The following is a 20425-nucleotide window of genomic DNA, read 5'->3' as shown; positions in this document are numbered from 1 at the left end:
CAGCGACGAAGACCACCTGCACTATTGGCGAATCACAGCCAAAACTTCCCGCACAATCTCGTCGACCTTTGGCTTCGTTGGGGCCTCGACGTTGAGTCGCAGCAGTGGCTCCGTGTTCGACGCACGCAGGTTCAGCCAGACCGGCCCGGGGGCACTGTCTTCGTCGCGAAGTGTGACCGTAACCCCGTCAAGACGGTCGATGTCCGCGACGCGGTCACCAAGTGCCTCAAGAACACGCTCGGTGGCAGCCTCTTGGTCATCGACGGTGGAGTTGATTTCCCCGGACGCCTCGTAGCGTTCGTACTGGGCCATCATCTCACTCAACGGCTTGTCCTGCTCCGCCAATGCCGCGAGCACATGCAGCGCCGCGACCAGGCCAGAGTCCGCGTTGAAGAATTCCGTGAAGTAGTAGTGCGCGGAGTGCTCCCCACCGAACATGGCACCTGTCCGCGCCATCTCAGCCTTGATGTACGAGTGCCCCACTCGGGTGCGCACGGGGTTTCCGCCCTGCTCACGGATAATTTCCGGCACTGCACGCGAGGTGATCAGGTTGTGGATAATGGTCGCGCCCGGGTGCGTCGCGAGCGTACGAGTAGCCACCAGCGCCGTAATCGCCGATGGAGATACCGCCTCCCCGCGCTCGTCCACGACGAAGCAGCGGTCCGCGTCACCGTCGAATGCCAGGCCAATGTCCGCCTTCTCTTCGACAACGAATCGCTGTAGATCCACAAGGTTCTTCGGGTCGAGCGGGTTAGCCTCGTGGTTCGGGAACGTGCCATCGAGCTCGAAGTAGAGCGGCCGAATATCCAGGTCTCCGAGCACCGCCGGGACAGTCAGTCCGGCCATGCCGTTCGCAGCATCGACTGCGACCTTTAACGCCTTGCCCTGCGGCAGCGGCACAAGCTGCCGGAGGAAACGCGCATAGGAGTCGAGCACATCCCGCTTCTCGACGCTCCCAGCTTCGCCCTCAAACGCCGGAACCCCCTCGATGAGCATGCGGCTGATCTCGGACAGGCCCGTATCAGTACTGACCGGCGTAGCGCCCGCACGGCACAGCTTGATCCCGTTGTACTGGGCAGGGTTATGGGAGGCGGTAAACATCGCGCCGGCACACTCGAAGGTGCCTGCTGCGTAGTAGAGCTCGTCGGTCGAGGTCAGTCCGAGGTCAAGAACGTGCAGCCCCTGCGAGGTCGCACCCTCTGCGAACGCAGCGGAAAGCTCCGGCGAGGATGGCCGCATGTCGTGTCCGACGGCGATAGTTCGCTCGCCCTCGCTGTAAAGAATGTGGGCGAATGCTGCGCCTACTGTGCGGACTGTGTCTGCATCAATGGTGGAGCCAACAACGCCGCGAATGTCATACGCCTTAATAAGGCCCTTCAAGGACTCATAGGTGTGCTCAATAGCCATACAGGCAATCTTAGTTGCTGTGCTCCTCGCCGGTATCTTCGGCGTCTTCAGTGGCTTCGGCTGGGTCAGGGACCACGTGGAGGTGGGAACGCCGCGCATCTTTCTCCGCGGCGAGGTGCTCCTCGATCCGCTTCGTGCGGTGCACCGGGTGGTTCGAAGTCGACGGGTCGTTAAAGTCCTTGGTGGCCTCGTACTCGATTGGATCTCCGCCGTTGTCCACCAGCCCGGTGGTCACCCGGCCCGCCTCCCGGACGGCCTGCGCCAGCGCCGTGAGCTCCTCGTCCTCGAGGGCGTGGGCTTCGTCGTCAAAGATATCGACGGCCTCTACTCGCACGAGCTCCCAGCCAACGGGAGCCGTGATGTGCGCCGAGTGGCGCTCACAAAGGTCCCACGCATGGGGTTCGGGGTTCGGCGAGAGCGGGCTGATTACTGCTGTCGATTCCGAGTAGGCATAAATCAGCGTGGCCACAGCAGGCCTGCCACAACCAGGACGACAACACCGACGGAAAGTACTCACGCCGTCTAAGCCTAAACCCCAACTTGAGATTTTGGTAGTACGGCCCCGGCGCGCCATGCCCGGTGCAGCGGCAACATCTCTAGAATCTGGGTGCATGAACGCGCCAACTCACCACCTTCGGACCGCGCGGGACCGCCACGGTCGTGGGGCCCGCGGCCCGCTGCTGCCCGTTGGCGTTCCGCGTTATCGAACCCGCTCCGCGCAGTTCGATCAGCTAGTACTGGACACGTACGCACCGCTGCACAACGCGTACTTTGAGCAGCTGGCAACGGTGGACTTAGCCGTCGATACGATCCCCCGGATGCGCCTAAGCCCCGACGTCGCGCGCTTCAGCGATGAGATTGTTGCCGACGGCCCCGTCCCACTCGGCCGAATCTTGCAGGCGGGCGTGGACCGTTACGGGGTGCCCACCCGGGCGCGCTTTGTGCTGTTTCGCCGCCCGATTGAGCAGCGCACCGAAACAGCAGAAGAGCGGTCAGCCCTCATTCATTGGGTACTGACCGCCCTTGTTGCTTCGTATATCAACCTGGACCCGCGGGATATCGATTCAGACTTTCCCTGGTAGTGCAGGCGTTTAGCCGATCTGCTTCTTCAAGCGGCGGCGCTCACGGTCCGAGAGGCCACCCCAGATGCCAAAGCGCTCGTCATGCTCGAGCGCAAACTCGAGACACTCATCGCGCACGGCGCACGCTTTGCAGATTCGCTTTGCCTCGCGAGTCGAGCCACCCTTTTCCGGAAAGAACGCCTCGGGATCGGTTTGAGCACACAGCGCTTGATCTTGCCATTCCTGCTCGACGGCACCGAACAGCTCATCGAAGCTCATGCCGACCGCGGCTACGCCACGGATGTCAGCACCATTCGCCATGTCTTCCACGCCGTCCCCTTTCTCCGTCGTTCTTCGTTTCGGCCAGCTGCGTCGTCTACCCGCTTGAGGGGTGCGACGACTGACCCTTGCACTCATGCGATTACACACCGAACCACTAAATAGGTGCAAGCTATCGGGGTGAAACCTTGACCTTTTCCGCAAGAATTGCACGCCATCAGTCACACGAGTCACAACAGTCACAGGGGGCTAGAAACGGGGGTGCAGCACGGGGGTACTACATGTGGTAGGCGAATTGGCTGCCCCTTACTAACCAGCCAGAAATTCCAGCCATACGGCGTGTCGCTTACGCATCTGGGGAAAAGCGCACTCCCGAATCCGGAATCGTCACACCAGGCCACACTCGCATGCCGCCCTGCAGCTCGCAGCGCGCCCCAATCTGTGCGCCCTCTCCGATCACGCAGCCGTCGATGCGCGAGTTCGCGCCAATCGTGGCGCCCGAGGCGATGATGGAATCGCGGATCACGGCACCGGGCTCAATAGTGACCCCATCGAAGATGACGCTGTCATCCACGCGGCACCCGGCGCCGATCTCCGTGCCGCGTCCAACCGCGGTGCCGCCCATCAAGATGACACCACCCGCGACGCCAGCGGATTCGTCGATAAGCGCCTCACCGGTCTGGCCCTCCAGCAGCGGCGAGTACGCAATACCGCGCACCACGTCCGAGGAGCCCTGCACGAAATCCGACGGCCTACCCATGTCCCTCCAGTACGAGGTATCCACGTAGCCGACCATCTTCGCGCCCGACTCAAGCAAACCAGGGAACGTCTCGCGCTCGACAGAGACCACGCGACCAGCCGGGATCTGCTCGATGACTTCGCGGCGGAACACGTAGCACCCAGCGTTAATCTGATCTGTCGGCGGATCTTCCGTCTTCTCCAAGAACGCAAGCACATTGCCGTCCTCGTCGGTTGGGACGGAGCCGAACGCGCGAGGATCGGGTACGCGGACCAGGTGCAAGGTCGCGTCGGCGTCCTTCTCAGCGTGGTAGTTCAAAATCTTGCTCAGGTCAGCACCGGACAGCACGTCCCCGTTGAACACCATCGCGTTGTCGAAGCGCAGCTTGTCGGCAACGTTTCGGATCGCGCCCCCGGTACCCAGCGCCTCCTCTTCGACAACGTACTCAATCTCAAGACCGAAGTCGGACCCGTCGCCGAAGTACTCCTCGAACACCTCAGCGCGGTACGACGTCCCCAGCACCACGTGGCGCATCCCCGCCTGGCGGATCCGCGCAAGCAGGTGCGAGAGGAACGGGTGCCCTGCGGTCGGCAACATCGGCTTCGGGGTACTCACCGTCAACGGACGCAGGCGCGTGCCGCGACCACCAACCAAAATGACCGCGTCGGTATTCTCCGGGGTCACGGTGCGGGATGCATTCACGTGGAATCCTTTCAAAGCGTTCTTCTTATTTACTGCGCGAAACAAACAGTGCCGCCCGCACTTTCAAACCGACCCACAGCAGCGCGCGCAGCGGGGCCTGCCACCAGTGCGGGTGACGGTCAGACTGGAAACGATATGCGGAAGTGTGGTGCGCCGGCACCGTGACTCGCTGGAACTTGCTAGCAACATGGCCCTGGTCATGCACGATGACCGAGGAAGGGCAGTACACGTTCTCCCATCCGGCGCGGCGCAAGCGGTCTCCGAAGTCAACGTCCTCGAGGTACATGAAGTAGCGCTCGTCGAACCCGCCAATGACGTCGAAGGCGTCCCACCGCACGAGCAGGCACGCCCCGGAGAGCCAGCCCGCACTGCGCTGGTGATCCATGTGTTGCTCCGCCTTGTACGAGGCAGAAAATGGGTTGGACGGCCACACCTCATATAACAAGGCGTGCCCCACGCCGGTAATGATGCCCGGCACCTCTCGCGCACTCGGGTACAGGTTGCCCTCGCAGTCCTCAATGCGCGGCCCTACGGCGCCCGCCTCCGGCAGCGCGTCCATGCAGGCGCGCAGCGTGTCCACGCTCCCCGGCTGGAACACCACGTCCGGGTTGGAGATCAAGAAGTAGTCACCGTTGATCTCTCCCCGCTCGCGACGTGGCCGCAACTCCCGGACCGCGGCGTTGATCGCAGCGCCGTACCCGATGTTGCCGCGGGTGCGCAGCAGTTCGACGTTGTCGTGTTCACGCGCGGCAGCCTCCGGGGCACCGTCGGTAGAGCCGTTATCTGCACAGATAAGCAGTGTTTGACCCTCGGTGGCGTCGTCAAGCGAAGCGATGAGCTGCGCCAAGTGCTTGCCTGGCGAGTACGTCACCGCCACCACGGCGAGTGGAGCTGTCATAGCTGCCTGCCCCTCCTATCGGTCCTCTCGGCCAGCCTTCATGTACACAATGCGAATCAGCTTACCCATCCAAAAGTGTGAGAAGCATCTTGAACTCGCCCACGCACGTGTCTTTTGTTGTTTTCGCACCCTGTATAATTGCGCCCTGTGACTGACTCCTTGAGGCCTGCGCGCGACATCCAGCCCGCCCCATCGCAGATGCGTGACATCTCGCAGTTGGGGCACCCGGTTGTGAAGACAACCCTTGCGGTGCTGTCTGCCGTTGCGTTGACAGTGTCGGCCGTCGGCTACTTCACTGTCGGCCGGGTCAGCAATCAGCTCAGCGCCTCTGAGCTGCGGATCAACGCGGGACGTGGGCAGAGCGACAAGGACCAGCTCGACGGAGCGATGGACATCCTGCTGGTCGGCTCGGACTCCCGCACTGACGCCCAAGGCAACCCCTTGAGCGAGTCTGAGTTGGCGCACCTCAACGCAGGTATCGCCGATGGTGAGATCAACACGGACACCATCATGATTATCCGTGTGCCCGACGACGGTTCGCGGGCCACGGCAGTCTCCATCCCGCGCGATACGTACGTACACACCGACGACTACGGAAACATGAAGATCAATGGTGTCTACGGTGCGCACGCCGCCGCCAAACGCGAGGAGCTCATCGCCGCGGGCAAGCCAGAGGGCCCGGCACTCGAGCAAGAGGTTGCACGCGCAGGCCAGCTCGGGCTTATCGACGCCATCAATGACCTCACCGGCGTGGAAGTAGACCACTACGCGCAGGTAGGCCTGCTCGGCTTCGTCCTTCTTACGGACGCGGTTGGCGGGGTGGACGTCTGTCTCAACGCCGCGGTCGACGAGCCACTCTCCGGCGCACACTTCCCTGCCGGGCAGCAAACGCTCGACGGCGCTCAGGCGCTGTCCTTCGTGCGGCAGCGCCACGACCTGCCGCGCGGCGACCTCGACCGCATCGTGCGCCAGCAGGCGTACATGGCCTCGTTGGTGCAGAAGGTGCTCTCCGCAGGCACGCTGACAAGCCCAGCGAAACTGCGCGACTTGGCAACCGCGGCGGAGCGCTCGGTCACTCTTGACCAGAGCCTCGACGTGATGCGTTTTGCCCAGCAGATGTCCGGCCTGGCGGGCGGCAACGTCACCTTCACCACCATCCCTGTGACCTCGGTCAACGGTGTCGGCGACTTCGGCGAATCCATCGTGACCGTGGACATCAACGAGGTCCACAGCTTCATGGAGTCCGCAGCCAAGGAACAGGTCCCCGAGGACAGCCAACCTGAGCAAGCTCCCCAGCAGGCCGAAGACTTTGCAGGTGCGCAGGTCTCCGTCCTCAACGCGGGCTCCGTTCCAGGCCAAGCCCGCGCCACCGGCGAGTGGTTGGCCGACGCAGGCATTACGGTCTCCGATGTATCCAACGCAATGGACGGAATCTACTGGGAATCCCAGGTGGTCGCCGCCGACCCCGAAGACCCACGCGCACGCAAGCTCGCCGAGATGCTTGGCGGCGTCCCAGTCACGGCGAACAATGCTCTCGAACCGGGCAGCATCATCGCGGTTGTCGCGGAAGACTACAACGGGCCTGCGAAGGTCGATCCGGAAGATGCCCAACAGCATGTGCCCGTCGGCACACCTGGCGACGATATCAGCGGAATGAGTCTGGGCCCGGAGATCGACGCTGGCGGCCAGGGGCCTCGCTGCGTGAACTAGCTTGGCCACCTATGCTTGGCTGCCATGAGTATGCTGGCACGCTTATTGCAGGAAGACCCCGCCACACCACGCCTGACCGTCTACGACGAGTCACAGGGCAGCCGCATGGAATTTTCTGCGCTGACTCTGGACAACTGGCTAAGCAAAGTGGGCAACTTGCTGGACGAGGAATTCGACCTCGAGGGCTCTGACCCCATTGTGATCGACCTTCCAGTGTCCTGGCAGGCTGCGGTGATCGCGCTTGGCGCCTACAACATTGGGCGTCGCCCGGTCTTCGCGAGCACAGGCGACGATGTCCCGCTCGTGTTTACCGTGACGGAGCGCGTCGACACCTGGGCTGATGCGGACGAGTGCGTCGTTGTATCAAGGGACCCCTTCGGGCGCGGCGTCGTCGAATCAGGCGGCACGTTGCCACTTGGAACCGTGGACTTCAGTCCCACGGTGCGCAGCTACGGCGACCAGTACTTTGGACAGACTGCAGACATCGCGCAGTGGTCACAAGCGGCTCCTCAGGGGGCTGAGCAGCCCGCCTCCCCCCAACGGGTATTGATTGCCGGTTGGAACAGCGCCGAAGAATTCGAACAGCGCGTGCTTGCCCCGCTGGCTGGGGGCGGTTCGGTCGTCGTGGTGACAGGCGGAACGGAAACACCTGGTAAAGACAGGATCGCAGCCATCGCCCAGGCGGAACACGTAAACCACATACAACCGGACATTTAACCCCGTTTTCTCCCCCGTTCGTAGGTAATTCGGCAGATTTCTGCGCGCCCGGGTCCAGTTTTTCACTAGATTGAAGACACCGAATTCACACGAGTCACACATGACCCAACGAAAGGCGGATGAATGAAACTCCGTACGACTGGTGCAACCCTCTGTGCAATTGCGCTCGCTGGCGCAGCTCTGACCGGTTGCTCTTCTGACAACGAGGCAGCGGACACCAACAAGGACTCCGGCACCTCCGCTTCCGAGGGCGGCGCAGAGCGCGGCCCGATCACGTTCGCCATGGGCCGCAATGACACGGACAAGCTCAAGCCGATCATCGAGAAGTGGAACGAGGCCCACCCAGATGAGCAGGTCACCCTCTCTGAGCTCGCCGGCGAGGCCGACGACCAGCGCGATACGCTCGTGCAGTCCCTCCAGGCGGGTAACGCCGACTACGACGTGATGGCCCTCGACGTTGTGTGGACGGCCGACTTCGCAGCGAACCAGTGGCTCGAGCCACTCGAGGGCGATTACGCCATCGACACCTCCGGCTTGCTGCAGTCCACCGTCGACTCCGCAACGTACGGCGGCAAGCTCTACGCCCTGCCGCAGAACACGAACGGCCAGCTGCTGTTCCGAAACGTCGACAAGGTCCCAAGCGCGCCTGACACCTTCGATGACGTCATTGCCGCCTGCAAGGAGGTCGAGGGAGACTGCCTGACCACCCAGCTCAAGCAGTACGAGGGCCTGACCGTCAACACGCTCGGCTTCATCAACGGCTGGGGCGGCAGCGTCCTTGACGACGCCGGCGAGCCAACCGTCGAGTCCGACGCCGCAAAGGCCGGACTGCAGGCACTCGTTGACGCGTACAACGACGGCGTCATCGCCAAGAGCTCTACGGCAGCAACCGAGGAGGAAACCAACCTCGCGTTCACCGAGGGCAACACCGCCCTGGCGATCAACTGGCCGTACATGTACACCAACGCCCAGGAAGCTGGCGTGAACTTTGAGGTCCAGCCGCTGGTTGGCAAGGACGGCGTGGGTGTTTCCACCCTCGGTGGCTACAACAACGGCATCAACGTCAACTCCAAGCACAAGCAGACCGCGAAGGACTTCATCGAGTTCATCATCAACGAAGACAACCAGCTCTCGTTCGCTGAAGCATCCTTCCCACCAGTGCTCGCATCGATCTACGACGACGCCGAGCTGGTTGCAAAGCACCCATACCTGCCAGCACTGAAGGTTTCGCTGGAGAACGCGCAGCCTCGCCCGGTTTCCCCGTTCTACCCTGCGATCTCGAAGGCTATCCAGGACAACGCCTACGCAGCACTGACCGCCGGTAAGAGCGTCGATGACGCCACCGCCGACATGGCAGCTGCTATCAAGCAGGCTTCCTAATACGATACGTCGTATGAGCAGAACGCCCGCCCGGACTGTGTTCGGGCGGGCGTTATAGTTCGTATATCTCCATCTTCCCGTCTACTTTGCAAAGGCCCGCGATGAGCACATCTCCATCCAAGCCTCGCGATACCACGAAGGCAGCAGCGCTCGTCGCGCCCGCCTTGCTGGTGTTGGCGGTGGTGATCGGCTACCCGATCGTCCGCGCAATATGGCTTTCATTCCAGTCCAACCGGCACCTCGACGCCTCTACCGGAGTGTTCGTCGATGGTGGCTTTGCTGGCGTCGATAATTACTTGTACTGGCTGTCGAACCGCTGTATGACGCCGTCGGGCGTGGTGGGTGCCTGCCCTCCTGGCGTGCTTGCGACCGACTTCTGGCCAGCAGTGTCGGTGACACTCTTCTTCACCGTGGTCACCGTCGCCTTGGAGACAGTGCTCGGTATCGGGATGGCCATCATCATGAACCGGCCGTCGCGCGCCCGCGGTCTGATCCGCGCGGCCGTACTCATCCCTTGGGCGATCCCAACCGCGGTGACCGCGAAGTTGTGGCAGTTCATGTTCGCACCGAGCGGTATCGTGAACTCGCTGCTGGGCGCGAGCGTGGCGTGGACAACTGACCCGTGGGCGGCACGCTTCGCGGTGATCATCGCCGACGTGTGGAAGACCACGCCGTTTATGGCGCTGCTCATCCTCGCAGGCCTGCAGATGATTCCGAAGGATGTCTACGAGGCCGCGCGCGTCGACGGCGCCTCCGCATGGCAGACTTTCACCAGCATCACCCTGCCGTTGGTGCGGCCAGCGCTCATGGTGGCGGTGCTCTTCCGTACGCTCGACGCGCTGCGCATGTACGACCTGCCGGTCATCATGATTTCGGGCTCCTCGAACTCCCCTACCGCGACAATTTCGCAGCTGGTGGTTGAGGATATGCGTCAGGGCAACTTCAACTCGGCCTCGGCGCTGTCGACTCTCATCTTCCTGCTGATCTTCGCGGTTGCGTTCGTCATGGTGCGGTTCCTCGGAGCGAACGTTGGTGGCGCGAACGAACAGCGTGAAGCCCGGCGCGCGAAGCGCAAGCAGGAGAAGAAGGAGTCGAAGAAGGAGGTGGCAGCGCGATGAAACGACTCGGCCACTACGCAGGCATCATCTTCATCATGTTCTGGGGGCTCGCCCCGTTTTATTGGATGGTGATCACGGCGCTGCGGGACAAGCGGTTCACGTTCGATACCACGCCGTGGCCCACGCACGTCACCCTCGAGAACTACCGGGACGCGCTGGCCACGGACGCCGGCAATGACTTCCTCGGGGCGATTTTCAACTCGCTGATTATCTCGTTGGCGACGACGGCGTTGGCGGTCGCCGTGGGCGTGTTCACCGCCTACGCGCTTGCTCGCCTGGACTTCCGCGGCAAGGGATTCATCACGGGCATCATTTTGGCGGCCTCGATGTTCCCTGGCATTGCGCTTGTCACTCCCCTGTTCCAGCTGTTCGGTGACCTCGGGTGGATCGGCACATACCGTGCCATGATCATCCCGAACATCTCATTCGCCCTCCCCCTGACTATCTACACGCTGGTGTCGTTCTTCCAGCAACTTCCTTGGGAGCTCGAGGAAGCAGCGCGTGTCGACGGCGCCTCCCGCGGCCAGGCATTTCGCCTCATCTTGCTGCCGTTGGCAGCACCGGCCATCTTCACGACGGCCATCCTGGCGTTTATCACCACCTGGAATGAATTTATGTTGGCGCGCCAGCTGTCGTCCACGGCGACTGAACCTGTCACCGTCGCAATTGCACGATTCTCGGGGCCGAGCGCCTTCGAGTACCCGTACGCTGCGATTATGGCGGCGGGCTCGCTGGTGACGATTCCGCTGATCATCATGGTGCTGGTATTCCAGCGCCGTATTGTGTCTGGCCTCACAGCCGGCGGCGTGAAGGGCTGACTTAACTTTTTCTTATGTCTAGATTAAGCTGTATTCACTTTATTACTTCCCGCCCCTAGAAAGAGCAGCTATGCACCACACCACACTCCGAATCGCGACGGCAACCGCACTCGCATCCTCCCTGGTACTGAGCGGCATGACTGGCACGGCACACGCCGAAACCACCGCAACGGTGCACACCAACGCCGATAACAACGGCACGACAGTGACCACCAACGTCACCACCAACACCACCGCAAACGGTGGTGTGACCAAGGAAGAAGCAAACGCGCTTGAGGTCGCCGGAGTTGTGGTTGGGCTCTTGGCAGTACTCGGGGCCCTGATGGCCGGGTGGCTATACTTCGCTGCCCCGCACATGGGCCTGAACTTCGGCCCCCGCCTCTAACGAGTGCAACGGCCCTCACAGCGCCAGGATCTGCTCTGGCAAACAATCATTGGGTTCGTAGGGTTCTTCACCCTGCTCGCCTTCGTACAGGCCGCCATCAACATCACAAAGCCCGAGCCATCAATCTGGCCGGGCCTCGTTCTTGCCGCCTTCGTCGCAGCACTGTGGTGGCTGATTCGCCGGTGGCGCCAGTAGCGCGCAGGCGAAGACTAAATCACTCCTCGCCGAGCAGACGCTCACGCAGCGCGGCGTCCTTACGCTCAACTTCAGCCGCCATGTCGGACTGGTACTTCGCCGGCGATTAATGCGTCTACGAGTATCATGCCACCCACAATAAACACCCACACGCTGCACAAACAAGCGATTGTGAGAAGCATTCCACTTTCAGCTCAAAAGAGAACCGGCAGCCCAATCCATACGCCTAATATAGGTCTGGTTTTTGCCGCTGCGATCGTGCGCAGGGCAGGATTCGCGCTGTGCTAGTGTCACCAATGTGACACGGGGTGCACCCCGAAGTGGTGCTGAGATCAGACCCGTCGAACCTGCTCTAGCTCAACCTAGCGAAGGGATGTCCCACATGAATGCACCTGCCCTGCCCCGCATCCTCACGATTGCTGGCACCGACCCGACCGGAGGCGCAGGCGTCCAAGCCGATATCAAATCCATCCAGGCCGCCGGCGGCTTTTCCTACAGCGTAGTGACCTCGCTGGTCGCCCAGAACACCACCGGTGTGCAGGAGATTTTCACCCCGCCGATCGACTTTCTGCGCACACAGCTGCGCTCCGTCACCGATGATGTGGCGGTCGACGCGATCAAGATCGGCATGCTCGGCACCACCGAAATCATCGAGGTCGTGCGCGAATTCCTCACCACACACGCACGAGAGGCCGCGGTGGTGTTGGATCCGGTGATGGTGGCGTCGTCAAGCGATAGGCTCCTGACGCCCGAGGCGGAAGTCGCGCTGCGCGAGCTCGCCTCGCTTGCCGACATCATCACGCCCAACCTCCCCGAACTCGCCGTCCTCACCGGCGAAGACCCGGCCACCGACTTCGACACCGCGATCGCGCAGGCGCAGGGGCTGGCGAAAAAGCTGGACACAACCGTGATTGTCAAGGGCGGGCACCTCACCGGCCCGCGCGCAGACAACGCCGTGGTGACCGCCGAGCGCGTGCACCACGTGTCGGTAAGCCGCGTGAACACGAAGAACACGCACGGCACGGGCTGCTCTTTTTCCTCGGCGCTGGCGACGCGCCTGGGCGCCGGCTTCGATACGTCGGCGGCGACCGAGTGGGCGTCGCGCTGGCTGTACGAGGCGATTGCGCACGCCGACGCGCTCGCCGTTGGACACGGCCGCGGCCCCGTCGACCACGGGCACGTCGGCCGCCGCATGCAGCGCGCCGCCGACTGCAACCCCGAGCGCTTCCTGCGCATCGACGCCCCACCAACCGCGCCACTCGCCACGCCTGCTGGCCCGTACACCCAGGCGCTGTGGGACGCCTCGGCGCCGTACCTCACCGCGATTATGGAGCTGCCGTTCATCCGCACGCTTGCCGACGGCACCCTCGACCACGCCGACTTCATGTTCTACCTCGAGCAGGACGCCTACTACCTGACCAAGTACGCGCGCTCGCTGCACGCGCTTGGCGGCGCGTGGGCAAAGGATGCGGACGCCGCGATCACCGACGAGCAAGAGATGCAACGCACCTGGCTCGCCGATCTTGGCCGCGAGACGCTGCCGTCGCCGGTCACACGCGCCTACACCGATTTCCTGCTCGCCTCCGCCCTCGGCGAGTCGGCGGCGATCGGGCAGGCGGCGGTGCTGCCCTGCTACTGGCTCTACTACGAGGTCGGCGCGCGCCTCGCGGAGCACAACCACGCCTCGCATCCCTACCACGACTGGCTGGCCACCTACTCGGGCAACGGTTTCTACGAGGCGGTGCGCGGCGCGATCGACCGCTGCGAGGCCACCCTTGAGGCGAACCCCGACGCCCTGGACGCGGCGGTGCGCGCGTGTGCGGTCGCCTCGCGCTACGAGCGCGATTTCTTCGACCAGGCCGACCGCGCGTGGGTGGTGCGCGATGCCTAAGTCGCTCGACCTACGCTGCTATTTCGTCACGGGCCAGCCTACCGCCGATGTCGCGCGCGTCGCCGCCGAAGCCGCGGCCGGCGGGGCGGGCGTGATCCAGGTGCGCAGCAAGCCGATCGCCAAAGCCGACCTCGAGCGTCTCGCGTGCGAGGTCGCCGATGCGGTCGCCGCGGCGAACCCGCGCACGCGCGTGCTTATCGACGACAACGTTCCCCTCGCCGCCCGCCTCATGCGCACCCACCACATCCACGGCGCGCACATCGGCCAGGACGACATGGACCCGCGCGCCGCGCGCGAACTGCTCGGGCCGGACGCGATCCTCGGACTGACCACCGGCACGCTCGCACTGGTGGAGGCGGCGAACGCGTACGCCGACGTGATCGATTACGTCGGCGCGGGCCCCTTCCGCCCGACCCCGACGAAGGACTCCGGCCGCGCCCCGCTTGGCCTCGACGGCTACCCGGCGCTGGTCGAGGCCTCGCAGGTACCGGTCGTGGCGATCGGCGACGTACACGCCACGGATGCCGCCGCGCTTGCCGCCACGGGCGTGGCCGGCGTGGCGATCGTCCGCGGTTTCATGCACGCTGAGGACCCGCGCGCGATGGCGGCGGGTATCGTCAAGGATTTCGAGGAAGCGTCGTGAGTAGTTTCGAGCACGTCATCGTCGGCGCCGGCATCATCGGCCTGACCACCGCGTTCGAGCTCACACGCCGCGGGGTGGATCCCCGCAGGATCGCGCTGGTGGACCCGGCCCCGGCAAGCGGCGCGACCAACGTGGCCGGCGGCATGCTCGCCCCGGCCGCGGAAGTGCAGTACCGCCAGGAGCCGCTCTATCCGCTGATGTTGGAGTCGGCGGCGCTCTATCCTTCGCTGATCGCAGACCTGCCGGGCATCGAGGTTGGGTACCGCACCGAGTCGACCTTCGTGGTCGCCGCCGACCGCGCCGACGCTACCCACCTGCGCGAGCTCACCGAGCACCAGCACGCCCACGGCATGGACGTCGACCGCCTCACGCTGCGCCAGGCGCGGGCGCAGGAGCCGGGCCTAAGCCCCCAGCTGGCCAGCGTGGTGGAGATCCCCGGCGACCACCAGGTCAACCCGCGCATGTTCGCCGCCGCTCTGCTGCGCGAGCTTGCATCGCGCGGCGTGACGCTGGTTCGCGAGCAGGCCACAGCACTGCGCTGGGAGGGCGAAACCTGCGTGGGCGTCGAAACCAGCACCGGCAGCCTGCGCGGCGACACCATCTACGCGTGCAACGGTCTCGGTGCCAGCGCGCTCGGTCTGCCGCTGAACCTGCGACCGGTGCGCGGCGACATGCTGCGTCTTACCGGCCGCATGCCGGTCGGCCGGGTCGTGCGCGCCTTCGTCGAGGACCGCCCCGTCTACATCATCCCGCGCACCGACGGCACCATCGCCGTGGGCGCAACCAGCCGCGAAGACGCGCGCGTGCGGCCCGCCGTCGATGGCGTGTATACGCTGCTTCGCGACGCCATCCGCGTCGTCCCCGCCATCGAGGACTGCGAGCTGGTTGAGGCGCTCGTCGGCAATCGCCCAGGCACGCCCGACGACCTGCCCTACCTGGGGCTGCGCGGCGAGAACCTGGTGGTCTCCACCGGTTATTTCCGCCACGGCATCCTGCTGGCAGCGCTCGGCGCGCGCGTCGGCGCCGACCTCGGGCTGGACCGCGAAACCACCGTCGATATTTCCGACTGCGACCCCGGCCGCCACGAACTGTAAAGGAGCATCATGCGCATCATCATCAACGAGAAGCCCCATACCTTCGACACCGCGCCGACTGTGCGGTCGCTGGTCGAGGAGGTCGTCGGCCACGCAGAAGGCGTCGCCGTCGCTGTCAATGGCAAGGTTGTGCCCGCAAGTCGCTGGGACAGCTCGCTTGCCGACGCCGACACCGTCGACATCCTCACCGCCGTCCAAGGAGGCTAGACGTGCTGAACATCGCCGACAAGAAATTCGACTCCCACCTGATCATGGGCACCGGCGGGGCGACCAGCCAGCAGTTGCTCGAGGACGCGCTGGTGGCCAGCGGCACGCAGCTGACCACCGTGGCGATGCGTCGGCATGCCGCCCGCACCAATGGCGGCGAGAGCGTCTTCGAGATGCTCACCCGGCTCGGCATCGATCCCCTGCCGAATACTGCGGGCTGCCGCACCGCCCGCGACGCGGTGCTCACCGCGCAACTGGCGCGCGAGGCGCTCGGCACGAACTGGGTCAAGGTGGAGGTCATCGCGGACGAGCACACGCTGCTGCCGGACGTCGTCGAGCTTGTCGACGCCTGCGAGCTCCTCGTCGCCGAAGGCTTCGTCGTGCTTGCCTACACCTCCGACGACCCGGTCGTCGCCGCCCGCCTGGAGCAGGTTGGGGTGCATGCGGTGATGCCGCTCGGCTCTCCGATCGGCACCGGCCTTGGCATTTTGAACCCGCACAACATCGAGCTGATCTGCGCGCGTGCGCAGGTGCCCGTGCTTCTCGACGCCGGCGTCGGCACCGCTTCCGACGCCACCTTGGCCATGGAACTCGGCTGCGACGGCGTGCTGCTCGCCAGCGCGGTCAACCGTTGCCAGGACCCGGTCGCGATGGCGCGTGCGATGCGACACGCGGTCGAGGCTGGCCGGCTCGCGCGGGATGCGGGTCGGATTCCGCGGCGGACGCATGCGGAAGGGGCGTTGGCGTCGTCAAGCTTTGATGGCCTAGCGAGCTGGGCGGATGAGGTCCTATGAGCCTGCCTCACGCTGAGCTGCGGCGCACCGCGCGCCAAACGCTGCTGCCCGGCTTCGGGCTAGCGGGCCAAGAGGCGCTGAACCGCGCGCGGGTGCTTGTCATCGGCGCGGGCGGGCTCGGCTGCCCGGTGATGCAGGCGCTGGCGGCCACAGGTGTCGGCACGATCACGGTGATTGATGATGACGTGGTGGATGACACCAACATCCACCGCCAGATTCTGTTTAGCGCCTCCGACGTGGGCCGGCCCAAGGTGGAGGTGGCAGCCGAGCAGCTGCGCCGACACCGCGCAGACGCCACGATCGTGCCGCTGCGCAAGCGCCTCGACACCTCCAACGCACCTGGGCTGTTCCGCGAGCACGACCTGGTCATCGACGGCTCCGATACCTTCACCACGAAATTCCTCGCCGGCGACGCCGCAGAACTCACCGGCACGCCCCTGGTGTGGGGCTCGGTGCTGCGCTTCCACGGCGAGCTCGCGCTGTGGTACTCCGGACCGGATGCACGCGGGGTCGGGCTACGCGACCTCTACCCCACCCACCCGGCACCCGAGGACACTCCGGACTGCGCCACCGCCGGCGTGCTCGGGGTGACGACCTCGGTCGTCGGCGGGCTGATGGCCACGGAGGCCGTGAAATACCTCGCGGGCATGGACGCCGAGGTCGGTGTGCTCCATGTCTACGAGGCGCTCGCCGGGACGCTCCGGCGCTTCGAGGTCGCTGCCGACCCGCAGCGCGAGCTGGTCACCGAACTCGTCGCCGAAGCTGCCCCGTGTATGCTGCCGCCAGACGGCGAGAAAACGCGCCTACTCGCGCAGGTCGCGGATGGTCACGCCACAGCGCTGGACGTGCGCGAACTCGGTGAAAAAGCGATCAAGGACCTGCCGCACGCGTCCTTCCACCTGCCGGCCTCGGTGTGGCGCGAAGACCCGGACGCCGCGCTTACGCTCCTCGACGAGCTGCGTGGCGCGGGCGAGGTCGTGGTCTACTGCGCCTCCGGCAAGCGCTCGGCCGATTTCGTTGCGCGCTTCGGCGAGGCTGCCGCCGCGCGCGGCCTCACTCTGCACAGTTTGCCGGGCGGGGTCTAGCGACCCCTAACGACGCTGCGCCGCTGCGATCTCGGAAGTGTTCTGCGCCGTCTTGATCGCCGAGACCATGAATTCGAGGGTGACGCGCGCGCTGATCAATGAGAACAGCGCGAAAAGCGTACCGAAGAGAAGGAAGCCGATCAGCATGAGCAGGCCGGTGCCAAAACCAACACTGAACGTAGCCAGCGACACCAAAAGGCCGAAGACCCCAGCACAGTCCGATGAAGACTGCGGAGATCAGGTAGATCACGCGGGCGAACTTCAGGGTGATGTACTGGGAGAAGGAGAAGTCGAAAAGCGCGGAGAAGAAGCCGTCGGCGGTCTGCTTGCTTTGCGCGGCGTTGAAGTTGGCGGTCATGGGTGTTCCCTTTCAGTCGTATTACAGGTGCACTACGAACTTATACCCGGGTTAACGCGCTCCCGCTTCGTTTATCCAGGTTGGTTACTCAGTCAGCAGGCTTTCGCCTCTGGCTTCCAGGAGTTGTTCCATCTCGTGCATCTCAGCGGTTTGCACGTCGACCATTTGTTGAGCCAGTTCCACGAGAGGCTGGTAGCCGCCGTTGTCGATTTGGTCTTGGGTCATGGCAACGGCACCCGCGTGATGGAAGTGCATGAGCTGGAGGAACCGGGTGTCTGCTTCCTCGCCCGAAAGTGATTTCAGCTGGTCCATCTGTTCTGGAGTGATCATGCCATTGGCAATGTGTGGGGCGTGATGTGCCATCAAGTCACCCTGGTCCCATTGTTCAGCCCAGTCGACCATGGTGTCGATTTCTTCTTGTTGCCCGATTTTAATCCGTTCGGCCAAGTCCGCGGTGGCTTCGCTGATGCCATCGGCGGCCAGGATGATCTCGCTCATGTCCACGGCTTGCTGGTGATGCGGTGTCATCATCGCGAGAAAATGCAAATCGACCCCATTGACTTCTGCGGGTTGGTTGGCCCCGGCAGTCACTGCGGCACCGTCCTTGTCGGTCTGGGGCGCGTCTGTGGCGTCTTGGCCATCTCCGGCGCATGAAGCCACGCTGGCCCCCAGTACTGCAACGGTGATCAAGCCGGTGATGCGGCGATGTAAGTGTGTCATGAATGGAGCCTTCCTAGGACTGAAGCACATGGCACCAAAAGTAGCACCATCGGATGTACTCTAGCGCATTTTGTGCATAAGGCGTCGCCACACAACCCGCGCCGCGGAGTGCGGCAACGCAACGAGCTCGCGCGCGTAGTTCTTCGGCCGGGAGCGGCGCGGGGTGCGCGCAGGCACCATCTCCACTGGAATCCCCAGGTGCCAGGCCCACACGCGCGTGCGGCGCACGTGGAAGTTGCTGGTCACCACGATCAGCCGCGGCGCGTGCGGGAACAACGCGCGGGTACGCTCGAGGTTTTCGTTCGTCGACGACGCATGGGGCTCCTGAATGATCAGTTCACGGGGCACGCCGCGCTCGACAAGCCAGCGAGCCATCACGGCCGCCTCCCCGCGGCCGGTGACCACGATGGCGCGCCGCACGCCAGCGTGCGCGTCCGTCCGCCAGCGGAGCAGTGCGCTGCAGAGCCGGGCGTGCAGCATGCGCGACGGGTGGCCGTCGACAATTCGCGCACCCAGCACCACGATGGGACTGCTACTCACCCAGCAACCGGCTGCGCAGCGCGGCATCCTTACGCTCAACTTCGGCCGCCATGTCGGCCTGGTACTTCGCCATCTTGTCCACTAGTTCCGGATCCCCGGCACCGAGCATCCGAACAGCAAGCAGGCCCGCGTTCTTCGCGCCGCCGATAGACACCGTCGCGACTGGAACACCCCCTGGCATCTGCACGATGGAAAGCAGAGAATCCAGCCCGTCAAGGTCCTTCAATGCGCGAGGGATACCGATGACTGGCAGTGGCGTTGCCGCGGCAACCATCCCCGGCAGGTGGGCTGCCCCACCGGCGCACGCAATGATGACCTGGATGCCACGTTCATGTGCTTGCTTCGCATAGGCAAGCATCTTCTCAGGGGTGCGGTGCGCGGAGACCACCCCGACCTCAAACGGCACCCCGAACTCCGCAAGTACCTCTGCGGCAGGCGCAACCGTGTCCCAGTCCGAATCCGAGCCCATGATGAGGCCAACGCGTGCGTTCATGAAGAAACTCTCCTCCTGTTAGTACCAGTTCGCGTGAACAATAAAGTGCGCGGCGTGCTGCGCAATTGCCAAGGTGGACGTGGCGTCGTAGCCGGTGACGTTGACGTGTCCCATCTTGCGCCCAGGGCGCCAGCTCTTGCCGTACAGGTGCACCTTGGCCTCCGGGTAGCGGCGCATCACCTCGATGACGCGCTGCTCCATCGGCATCTGCGGATCCTCCTCCGCACCGAGAGTGTTCACCATCACCGTGACCGGCTCGAGCGTGTCCACGGACCCGAGCGGCCAGTTCAGGACCGCGCGCAGGTGCTGCTCAAACTGGGAGGTCACGCAGCCGTCCTGCGTCCAGTGCCCCGTGTTGTGCGGGCGCATCGCAAGCTCGTTGACCAGAATTTTCGACGCCCCGTCCTCCCCGATGCACTCGAAGAGCTCAACGGCGAGCACGCCCGTAACGTCAAGCTTGGTCGCAATATTGGTGGCAAGATCACGGCACTGTTTCGCCACATCAGCCGGCAGTTCTGGCGCTGGAGCAATCGCGATATGGCAGACGCCGTCCGCCTGCCGTGACTCGACGACGGGCCACGCCTTGACCTCGCCGTCCCGGTTGCGCGCCACCATCGCGGAAAGTTCGCGGGCGAAGTTCACCTTTTCTTCCGCGTAGAGCACAACGCCCTTCTCAAGCAGATCGGTGACCAGCTGCTCGCACTCTTGCAGGGTCTCTGGGAACCAGACGCCGTGCCCGTCGTAGCCTCCGCGCGTCGCCTTGACGCACACGCGGCCGTCGACAAGCTTCCAGAACTCGCGGGCGTCCTCCACCGAGTCGAACTTCGCAAACGGCGGCACCGGTGCCCCCAGCTCCTTGAGCTTGGTGCGCTGCTCAAGCTTGTCCTGGGCGTAAATCAGCGCCTGGGGGCGCGGCTCCACGTTGTAACCTTCGTCCAGCAGGCGCTGCAGGAACTCGTTTGGGACGTGTTCGTGGTCGAACGTAATCGCCGAGGCACCCTGAATGGTCGCGTGCAGGTCGTCGAAGTTGGTGTAGTCACCAAGCTGGACGTCACCAAACACCTGGGCGGCCGAGGCGTCCGGGGCGCCTGCAAGCACCCTGGGCTGCAGTCCAAGTTCGATGGCTTCCGTGTGCATCATTCTGGCAAGCTGACCGTCACCGATAACGGCAACTCTGGGCATTCCTTGAGC

General features: G+C 64.1%; 24 protein-coding genes and 1 riboswitch. Of the genes, 14 read left to right on the top strand and 10 right to left on the bottom strand.

Annotated elements, in window-relative coordinates:
• Window positions 1-21 precede the first annotated feature (21 nt).
• Window positions 22-1407: a phosphomannomutase/phosphoglucomutase gene (locus KBX14_RS04660; RefSeq protein ID WP_070975918.1), complete on the bottom strand. Its 1386-nt coding sequence runs from the start codon at window positions 1405-1407 to the stop codon at window positions 22-24.
• A gap of 10 nt (window positions 1408-1417) precedes the next feature.
• Window positions 1418-1924, bottom strand: coding sequence for a DUF3499 domain-containing protein (locus tag KBX14_RS04655; RefSeq protein ID WP_240492737.1), 507 nt, complete (start codon window positions 1922-1924; stop codon window positions 1418-1420).
• 94 nt (window positions 1925-2018) lie between these two features.
• Between KBX14_RS04655 and KBX14_RS04650 the strand changes: the two genes are divergently transcribed.
• On the top strand, window positions 2019-2489 hold the full coding sequence (locus KBX14_RS04650; protein ID WP_070362954.1) for a metallopeptidase family protein: 471 nt from the start codon (window positions 2019-2021) through the stop codon (window positions 2487-2489).
• A gap of 9 nt (window positions 2490-2498) precedes the next feature.
• On the opposite strand, the gene KBX14_RS04645 is transcribed toward KBX14_RS04650, so the two are convergent.
• The 3 genes from KBX14_RS04645 to KBX14_RS04635 form a co-directional block, all read right to left on the bottom strand.
• Window positions 2499-2789, bottom strand: a complete 291-nt coding sequence (locus KBX14_RS04645; protein ID WP_305083192.1) for a WhiB family transcriptional regulator — start codon at window positions 2787-2789, stop codon at window positions 2499-2501.
• A 304-nt stretch (window positions 2790-3093) separates the two neighbouring features.
• Entirely contained in the window at window positions 3094-4188 is a 1095-nt protein-coding gene (locus KBX14_RS04640) for a sugar phosphate nucleotidyltransferase (RefSeq protein WP_252930919.1), read from the bottom strand.
• A 25-nt stretch (window positions 4189-4213) separates the two neighbouring features.
• Window positions 4214-5086 carry a glycosyltransferase family 2 protein gene (locus KBX14_RS04635; protein ID WP_256020720.1) on the bottom strand — a complete coding sequence of 291 codons (873 nt, stop codon included), beginning with the start codon at window positions 5084-5086 and terminating at the stop codon, window positions 4214-4216.
• Window positions 5087-5233: 147 nt separating this feature from the next.
• On the opposite strand from KBX14_RS04635, the gene KBX14_RS04630 reads away from it, so the two are divergent.
• From KBX14_RS04630 to KBX14_RS04570, 13 genes are all read left to right on the top strand, one after another.
• A complete protein-coding gene (locus KBX14_RS04630; RefSeq protein ID WP_256020719.1) occupies window positions 5234-6796 on the top strand; it encodes an LCP family protein in 1563 nt (520 codons plus the stop codon).
• Window positions 6797-6820: 24 nt separating this feature from the next.
• Entirely contained in the window at window positions 6821-7513 is a 693-nt protein-coding gene (locus tag KBX14_RS04625; protein ID WP_256041928.1) for a TIGR03089 family protein, read from the top strand.
• 123 nt (window positions 7514-7636) lie between these two features.
• Window positions 7637-8893 carry an ABC transporter substrate-binding protein gene (locus KBX14_RS04620; RefSeq protein ID WP_070477704.1) on the top strand — a complete coding sequence of 419 codons (1257 nt, stop codon included), beginning with the start codon at window positions 7637-7639 and terminating at the stop codon, window positions 8891-8893.
• A gap of 101 nt (window positions 8894-8994) precedes the next feature.
• Entirely contained in the window at window positions 8995-10011 is a 1017-nt protein-coding gene (locus KBX14_RS04615) for a carbohydrate ABC transporter permease (RefSeq protein ID WP_256041927.1), read from the top strand.
• A complete protein-coding gene (locus KBX14_RS04610) occupies window positions 10008-10829 on the top strand; it encodes a carbohydrate ABC transporter permease (protein WP_070477701.1) in 822 nt (273 codons plus the stop codon). The genes KBX14_RS04615 and KBX14_RS04610 overlap by 4 nt, the downstream gene beginning before the upstream one ends.
• 70 nt (window positions 10830-10899) lie before the next feature.
• The gene (locus KBX14_RS04605) at window positions 10900-11214 is read left to right on the top strand and encodes a hypothetical protein (RefSeq protein WP_070362961.1); all 315 of its coding nucleotides are present in this window, start codon (window positions 10900-10902) and stop codon (window positions 11212-11214) included.
• Between the two features lie 3 nt (window positions 11215-11217).
• The gene (locus KBX14_RS04600; RefSeq protein ID WP_256041926.1) at window positions 11218-11409 is read left to right on the top strand and encodes a PEP-CTERM sorting domain-containing protein; all 192 of its coding nucleotides are present in this window, start codon (window positions 11218-11220) and stop codon (window positions 11407-11409) included.
• Between the two features lie 294 nt (window positions 11410-11703).
• A riboswitch (TPP riboswitch) is annotated at window positions 11704-11800 on the top strand.
• Window positions 11792-13300: a bifunctional hydroxymethylpyrimidine kinase/phosphomethylpyrimidine kinase gene (locus KBX14_RS04595; protein WP_256041925.1), complete on the top strand. Its 1509-nt coding sequence runs from the start codon at window positions 11792-11794 to the stop codon at window positions 13298-13300. Its footprint overlaps the riboswitch before it by 9 nt.
• Entirely contained in the window at window positions 13293-13943 is a 651-nt protein-coding gene (locus tag KBX14_RS04590; protein WP_070362964.1) for a thiamine phosphate synthase, read from the top strand. Before KBX14_RS04595 ends, KBX14_RS04590 begins: the two co-directional genes overlap by 8 nt.
• Complete coding sequence (gene thiO, locus KBX14_RS04585) at window positions 13940-15037, top strand: glycine oxidase ThiO (RefSeq protein WP_070362965.1); 1098 nt, start codon at window positions 13940-13942, stop codon at window positions 15035-15037. Before KBX14_RS04590 ends, thiO begins: the two co-directional genes overlap by 4 nt.
• A gap of 9 nt (window positions 15038-15046) precedes the next feature.
• Window positions 15047-15244, top strand: coding sequence for a sulfur carrier protein ThiS (gene thiS, locus KBX14_RS04580; RefSeq protein ID WP_070362966.1), 198 nt, complete (start codon window positions 15047-15049; stop codon window positions 15242-15244).
• A gap of 2 nt (window positions 15245-15246) precedes the next feature.
• Entirely contained in the window at window positions 15247-16038 is a 792-nt protein-coding gene (locus tag KBX14_RS04575; protein ID WP_070362967.1) for a thiazole synthase, read from the top strand.
• Window positions 16035-17123 carry a ThiF family adenylyltransferase gene (locus KBX14_RS04570; RefSeq protein WP_070477696.1) on the top strand — a complete coding sequence of 363 codons (1089 nt, stop codon included), beginning with the start codon at window positions 16035-16037 and terminating at the stop codon, window positions 17121-17123. The genes KBX14_RS04575 and KBX14_RS04570 overlap by 4 nt, the downstream gene beginning before the upstream one ends.
• 6 nt (window positions 17124-17129) lie before the next feature.
• Here the strand turns inward: KBX14_RS04570 and KBX14_RS04565 are convergent, their stop codons facing one another.
• The 5 genes from KBX14_RS04565 to KBX14_RS04545 form a co-directional block, all read right to left on the bottom strand.
• Window positions 17130-17315, bottom strand: coding sequence for a DUF4282 domain-containing protein (locus KBX14_RS04565; RefSeq protein ID WP_240492828.1), 186 nt, complete (start codon window positions 17313-17315; stop codon window positions 17130-17132).
• 250 nt (window positions 17316-17565) lie between these two features.
• A complete protein-coding gene (locus KBX14_RS04560) occupies window positions 17566-18201 on the bottom strand; it encodes a DUF305 domain-containing protein (protein ID WP_070362970.1) in 636 nt (211 codons plus the stop codon).
• A 60-nt stretch (window positions 18202-18261) separates the two neighbouring features.
• The gene (locus KBX14_RS04555) at window positions 18262-18741 is read right to left on the bottom strand and encodes a YdcF family protein (RefSeq protein WP_071572702.1); all 480 of its coding nucleotides are present in this window, start codon (window positions 18739-18741) and stop codon (window positions 18262-18264) included.
• On the bottom strand, window positions 18734-19234 hold the full coding sequence (purE, locus tag KBX14_RS04550) for a 5-(carboxyamino)imidazole ribonucleotide mutase (protein WP_070362972.1): 501 nt from the start codon (window positions 19232-19234) through the stop codon (window positions 18734-18736). Before purE ends, KBX14_RS04555 begins: the two co-directional genes overlap by 8 nt.
• Window positions 19235-19252: 18 nt before the next feature.
• Complete coding sequence (locus KBX14_RS04545; RefSeq protein ID WP_256041924.1) at window positions 19253-20416, bottom strand: 5-(carboxyamino)imidazole ribonucleotide synthase; 1164 nt, start codon at window positions 20414-20416, stop codon at window positions 19253-19255.
• Window positions 20417-20425 lie beyond the last annotated feature (9 nt).

Source organism: Corynebacterium sp. CCUG 61414 (assembly GCF_024453945.1).
In the GTDB taxonomy this organism is placed as follows: domain Bacteria; phylum Actinomycetota; class Actinomycetes; order Mycobacteriales; family Mycobacteriaceae; genus Corynebacterium; species Corynebacterium pseudogenitalium.
This window is presented reverse-complemented; position numbering and strand designations above follow the sequence as displayed.

Coding starts and splice junctions, on each gene's coding strand:
- KBX14_RS04660 (WP_070975918.1), bottom strand. CDS start 1,407: ATGGCTATTGAGCACACCTATGAGTCCTTGAAGGGCCTTATTAAGGCG.
- KBX14_RS04650 (WP_070362954.1), top strand. CDS start 2,019: ATGAACGCGCCAACTCACCACCTTCGGACCGCGCGGGACCGCCACGGT.
- KBX14_RS04645 (WP_305083192.1), bottom strand. CDS start 2,789: ATGGCGAATGGTGCTGACATCCGTGGCGTAGCCGCGGTCGGCATGAGC.
- KBX14_RS04635 (WP_256020720.1), bottom strand. CDS start 5,086: ATGACAGCTCCACTCGCCGTGGTGGCGGTGACGTACTCGCCAGGCAAG.
- KBX14_RS04625 (WP_256041928.1), top strand. CDS start 6,821: ATGAGTATGCTGGCACGCTTATTGCAGGAAGACCCCGCCACACCACGC.
- KBX14_RS04620 (WP_070477704.1), top strand. CDS start 7,637: ATGAAACTCCGTACGACTGGTGCAACCCTCTGTGCAATTGCGCTCGCT.
- KBX14_RS04615 (WP_256041927.1), top strand. CDS start 8,995: ATGAGCACATCTCCATCCAAGCCTCGCGATACCACGAAGGCAGCAGCG.
- KBX14_RS04610 (WP_070477701.1), top strand. CDS start 10,008: ATGAAACGACTCGGCCACTACGCAGGCATCATCTTCATCATGTTCTGG.
- KBX14_RS04605 (WP_070362961.1), top strand. CDS start 10,900: ATGCACCACACCACACTCCGAATCGCGACGGCAACCGCACTCGCATCC.
- KBX14_RS04595 (WP_256041925.1), top strand. CDS start 11,792: ATGAATGCACCTGCCCTGCCCCGCATCCTCACGATTGCTGGCACCGAC.
- KBX14_RS04590 (WP_070362964.1), top strand. CDS start 13,293: ATGCCTAAGTCGCTCGACCTACGCTGCTATTTCGTCACGGGCCAGCCT.
- thiS (WP_070362966.1), top strand. CDS start 15,047: ATGCGCATCATCATCAACGAGAAGCCCCATACCTTCGACACCGCGCCG.
- KBX14_RS04570 (WP_070477696.1), top strand. CDS start 16,035: ATGAGCCTGCCTCACGCTGAGCTGCGGCGCACCGCGCGCCAAACGCTG.
- KBX14_RS04560 (WP_070362970.1), bottom strand. CDS start 18,201: ATGACACACTTACATCGCCGCATCACCGGCTTGATCACCGTTGCAGTA.
- purE (WP_070362972.1), bottom strand. CDS start 19,234: ATGAACGCACGCGTTGGCCTCATCATGGGCTCGGATTCGGACTGGGAC.
- KBX14_RS04545 (WP_256041924.1), bottom strand. CDS start 20,416: ATGCCCAGAGTTGCCGTTATCGGTGACGGTCAGCTTGCCAGAATGATG.